The organism is Pseudomonas sp. CM25 (assembly GCF_013179705.1).
Classification (GTDB): Bacteria; Pseudomonadota; Gammaproteobacteria; order Pseudomonadales; family Pseudomonadaceae; genus Aquipseudomonas.
This window is the reverse complement of the sequence record NZ_JABMCW010000446.1, coordinates 1-3,763: the sequence shown is the minus strand read 5'-3', so window position 1 is coordinate 3,763 and position 3,763 is coordinate 1. Positions and strand designations below refer to the sequence as shown.

The window sequence follows — 3,763 nt, the reverse complement described above, 5'->3', positions numbered from 1 at the left end:
GCCGGGTGCTGGAGCTGGTGTGGCAAAGCCACAAGCCGCTGGGTGCCTACGACATCCTCGCCGTGCTCAGCGAGCAGGATGGCCGCCGCGCCGCGCCGCCGACGGTGTACCGCGCTCTGGACTTCCTGCTGGAAAACGGCCTGGTGCACCGTATCGCCTCGCTCAACGCCTTCATCGGCTGCAGCCACCCCGAGCATGTGCACCAGGGCCAGTTCCTGATCTGCCGCGTCTGCCACGTGGCCATCGAGCTCGAACAAAGCAGCATCAGCGACGCCATCATCAACAGCGCCAAAGGCGTAGGCTTCACCGTCGAGACCCAGACCGTCGAAGTGGTCGGCCTGTGCGGTACCTGCCGGAGCGCGGCATGAGCGACGCACTGATCCGCCTGGAGCAGGTCGGCGTCACGTTTGCCGGCGAAGCGGTGCTCGACAGCATCGACCTGTCGGTCGCACCCGGCCAGATCGTCACCCTGATCGGCCCCAACGGGGCAGGCAAGACCACCTTGGTACGCGCCGTGCTCGGGCTGCTCAAGCCGCACCGTGGCAAGGTCTGGCGCAAGCCCAGGCTGCGCATCGGCTACATGCCGCAAAAAATTCAGGTAGATGCCACGCTGCCGCTGTCGGTGCTGCGCTTTTTGCGCCTGGTGCCCGGAGTAGACCGTGCGGCAGCCCTGTCGGCGCTGCAGGAAGTGGGCGCCGAGCAGGTCATCGACAGCCCCATCCAGACCATTTCCGGTGGTGAGATGCAGCGCGTGCTGCTGGCCCGGGCACTGCTGCGCGAGCCCGAACTGCTGGTGCTGGACGAACCGGTGCAAGGCGTCGACGTGGTCGGTCAGACCGAGCTGTACAACCTGATCACCCGCTTGCGCGACCGCCACGGCTGCGGTGTGCTGATGGTCTCCCACGACCTGCATCTGGTGATGAGTGCCACCGACCAGGTGGTTTGCCTGAACCGCCATGTCTGCTGTTCCGGCCACCCCGAGCAGGTCAGCAATGACCCGGCCTTCGTCGAACTGTTTGGCCAGAACGCCCCAAGCCTGGCCGTCTACCACCACCATCACGACCACAGCCACGACCTGCACGGTTCGGTGGTTGCGCCTGGCACCCATGTTCACGGAGAGCATTGCAAGCATGGCTGATTTTCTTCTTTACGCCTTGCTCGCAGGCTTGTCCCTGGCAGTAGTCGCGGGCCCGCTCGGCTCGTTCGTGGTGTGGCGACGCATGGCGTACTTCGGCGACACCCTGTCGCATGCCGCGCTGCTGGGTGTGGCCATGGGCTTTGTGCTGGACGTCAGCCCGGCGCTGGCGGTAACCGTGGGCTGCCTGTTGCTGGCGATCTTGCTGGTGACCTTGCAGCAACGCCAGCCGCTGGCCTCTGACACCCTGCTCGGCATCCTTGCCCCCAGCACCTTGTCGCTGGGCCTGGTGGTGTTGAGCTTCATGCACGACGTGCGCATCGACCTGATGGCCTACCTGTTCGGCGACCTGCTGGCGATCAGTCCCACCGACCTGGCCTGGATCCTGGGCGGCAGCGCGCTGGTCCTGCTGCTGCTTGCGGCGCTGTGGCGGCCACTGCTGGCGGTGACCGTGCACGAAGAGCTGGCGATGGTCGAAGGCCTGCCAGTGGCCGGCCTGCGCATGGCATTAATGCTGCTGATTGCGGTGGTGATTGCCGTGGCCATGAAGATTGTCGGCGTACTGCTGATCACCTCGCTGCTGATCATTCCTGCCGCTGCGGCGCAGCGGCACGCCCGCTCCCCCGAGCAGATGGCTCTGGGCGCCAGCTTGCTGGGCGTGACGGCGGTTTGCGGCGGCCTGGCCATGTCCTGGTTCAAGGACACCCCTGCCGGCCCATCGATCGTGGTCTGCGCGGCGGTGCTATTCTTGCTGAGCCTGGCCCTGCCAAAACGCTGAAAAACCGGGCGTGTGATGGCACGCCCTGCAACCTTTGGCCGGGTAAAGGGTCTGTAAGACCTGTTTTCGAGCGTGCGCACCTGGGTGTAGACTTGCTCGCTTTTTGCGCAAATAGAGAGTCGCAGGAATGAAGCCGTTTGCCTCCCGTTATCTGCTTGTCGCCGCGTTTTCCCTGTTACTGGCTGCCTGTTCCAGCGCGCCGGTCGAACAGGCCACCGCACCTGCCCAAGCCGATGCCTGGCAGCAGTTGCAACAGAATATCGCCAGCAACGAGCTGGCCACCGCCGAAGACCAGCTGGCTGCGCTGCAAGCCCAGTCGCCGGATGACGCGCGCGTGGAACAATACCAGCGCCAGTTGGCCGAAGCCTACCTGCAGCGCAGCCAGATCGTGCTGCAGAAGGGTGATGTGAACGCGGCGGCCACCGCCCTGTCCCGAGCCCGTGCACTGATGCCGCAAGCCCCGGCAGTAACCGGTGGCGATGCCGTGACGCAGGCACGCAAGGCCGAGCTGGAAAAGGCCGAGGCGGCGCTGAAGGCTGCAGAAGCCAAGCCCAGGGCACGTATCATCGACCCGACGGCGCCAAGCACCGTGGTCGCCTTGAAGACCACCGACAGCCGCGCGCTGCGCCGCCAGCTCGATGATATTGCAGCGGATGTGGTGAGCTATGACTGCGAGGTGGTGTTCCAGGTGCCGCGCACCGAGGACGCGCCCTGGTTGAAGACCTTGCTGGAAAAGCGCGTGCGCAAACTCGACAGCGGCTTCGAGCTGCAGCAGAAACATCAGATCCAGCGTTCGCTACCGGCGCAGGTGGTGCTGGTCCCGCATCAGCGTTGATGTCTTCGCAGGTAAACCCGCCACATTCCTGTGGGAGCGGGTTTACCCGCGAAGAGGCCCGATCAGGCGGGAACAGATTCCGCAGCCGCCTCCCGCTCCCACACCCGATGCCCTTCGACAGCCTTGACGAAGGCGTCCACGGCGTTCTGGTCATCCCCCAGCAACAGCCCCTTGTCCTCCTTCAGCCCCAGCGCATCCACCAGCACCTTGCCCTCTTTGGCAAAACCTATCGCCTTCAGGTGCTTGTAAGCTTCGAGCAGGAAGTGCTTGGCCAGGCCACTGGCCCCCAGTGCATCCAGTGCCGCCTTACCAGCCGGCACCAGCACCCCGTCGAACATGATCGAAGGCATGCCTTCCATTGACGCGTCCACCGGCAGCGCCTTGCCATCGGCCGCCTTGACCGGCGCCGATGTGGGGCCAAGCAGCAGAATCCGAGCACTATGGGCCTCGAGGGCTTTGACCAGCCGGTCGACACTGCCGCCATCCACGCCATCGGCCAGCAGCACGGCGATCTTGCGCCCCTTGATGCCCACAACGCCCGGGTGGTTCATCTGGCTCAAGGCCGGCGAGGCGGCAAGCTTGCTGCCCTTGACCTTGACGGTACCTGCCTTGGGCGCTGGCAACCCGAGGTTCGCGGCCACGGCGGCGGCCAGCTTCAGGTCGATGTTGGCCAGAATTTCGTTCACCTCCCGTGCACGAATCGCCTCCCGCTCGACCTTGCCCAGTTCAAAGCTGTAGGCCTTGATGATGTGCTGCTGCTCGGTCGGGCTCATGCTCTGGAAGAACAGCCGCGCCTGCGAGAAGTGGTCGCCGAACGACTCGCTGCGCTGGCGGATCTTGTGCGCATCAATGCGTTCCTGGTAGCTCTCGAAGCCACCATCCTGCGCTGCAGGAGGCGTTTCCTTCGGCCAGCCGCCGTCGATGGAGTTCGGTTCGTAGGAGGCGCGGCCCTTGTGCACGACATGCTGGTGCAAGGCATCGCGCTGGTTGTTGTGGTTGGGCGCGACAGGGCGAT

5 protein-coding genes are annotated in these 3,763 nt (G+C 64.9%); 4 read left to right on the top strand and 1 reads right to left on the bottom strand.

The genetic code is table 11. The annotated features are described in order from the left end of the window. The 4 genes from HP546_RS27510 to HP546_RS27495 form a co-directional block, all read left to right on the top strand. A partial coding sequence (locus HP546_RS27510) for a Fur family transcriptional regulator (protein WP_172232161.1) occupies positions 1-368 on the top strand: 368 nt, incomplete at its 5' end. Beyond that, positions 365-1,138, top strand: coding sequence for a zinc ABC transporter ATP-binding protein ZnuC (gene znuC, locus HP546_RS27505; RefSeq protein ID WP_172232158.1), 774 nt, complete (start codon positions 365-367; stop codon positions 1,136-1,138). The genes HP546_RS27510 and znuC, both read left to right, overlap by 4 nt. Beyond that, positions 1,131-1,913, top strand: a complete 783-nt coding sequence (znuB, locus tag HP546_RS27500) for a zinc ABC transporter permease subunit ZnuB (protein ID WP_172232155.1) — start codon at positions 1,131-1,133, stop codon at positions 1,911-1,913. The genes znuC and znuB overlap by 8 nt, the downstream gene beginning before the upstream one ends. A gap of 127 nt (positions 1,914-2,040) precedes the next feature. Further along, the gene (locus HP546_RS27495; RefSeq protein WP_172232152.1) at positions 2,041-2,748 is read left to right on the top strand and encodes a PA5502 family lipoprotein; all 708 of its coding nucleotides are present in this window, start codon (positions 2,041-2,043) and stop codon (positions 2,746-2,748) included. 62 nt (positions 2,749-2,810) lie between these two features. On the opposite strand, the gene HP546_RS27490 is transcribed toward HP546_RS27495, so the two are convergent. Continuing rightward, positions 2,811-3,763, bottom strand: a 953-nt coding sequence (locus tag HP546_RS27490; protein WP_172232150.1) for a catalase-related domain-containing protein, incomplete at its 5' end; no start/stop codon positions are given.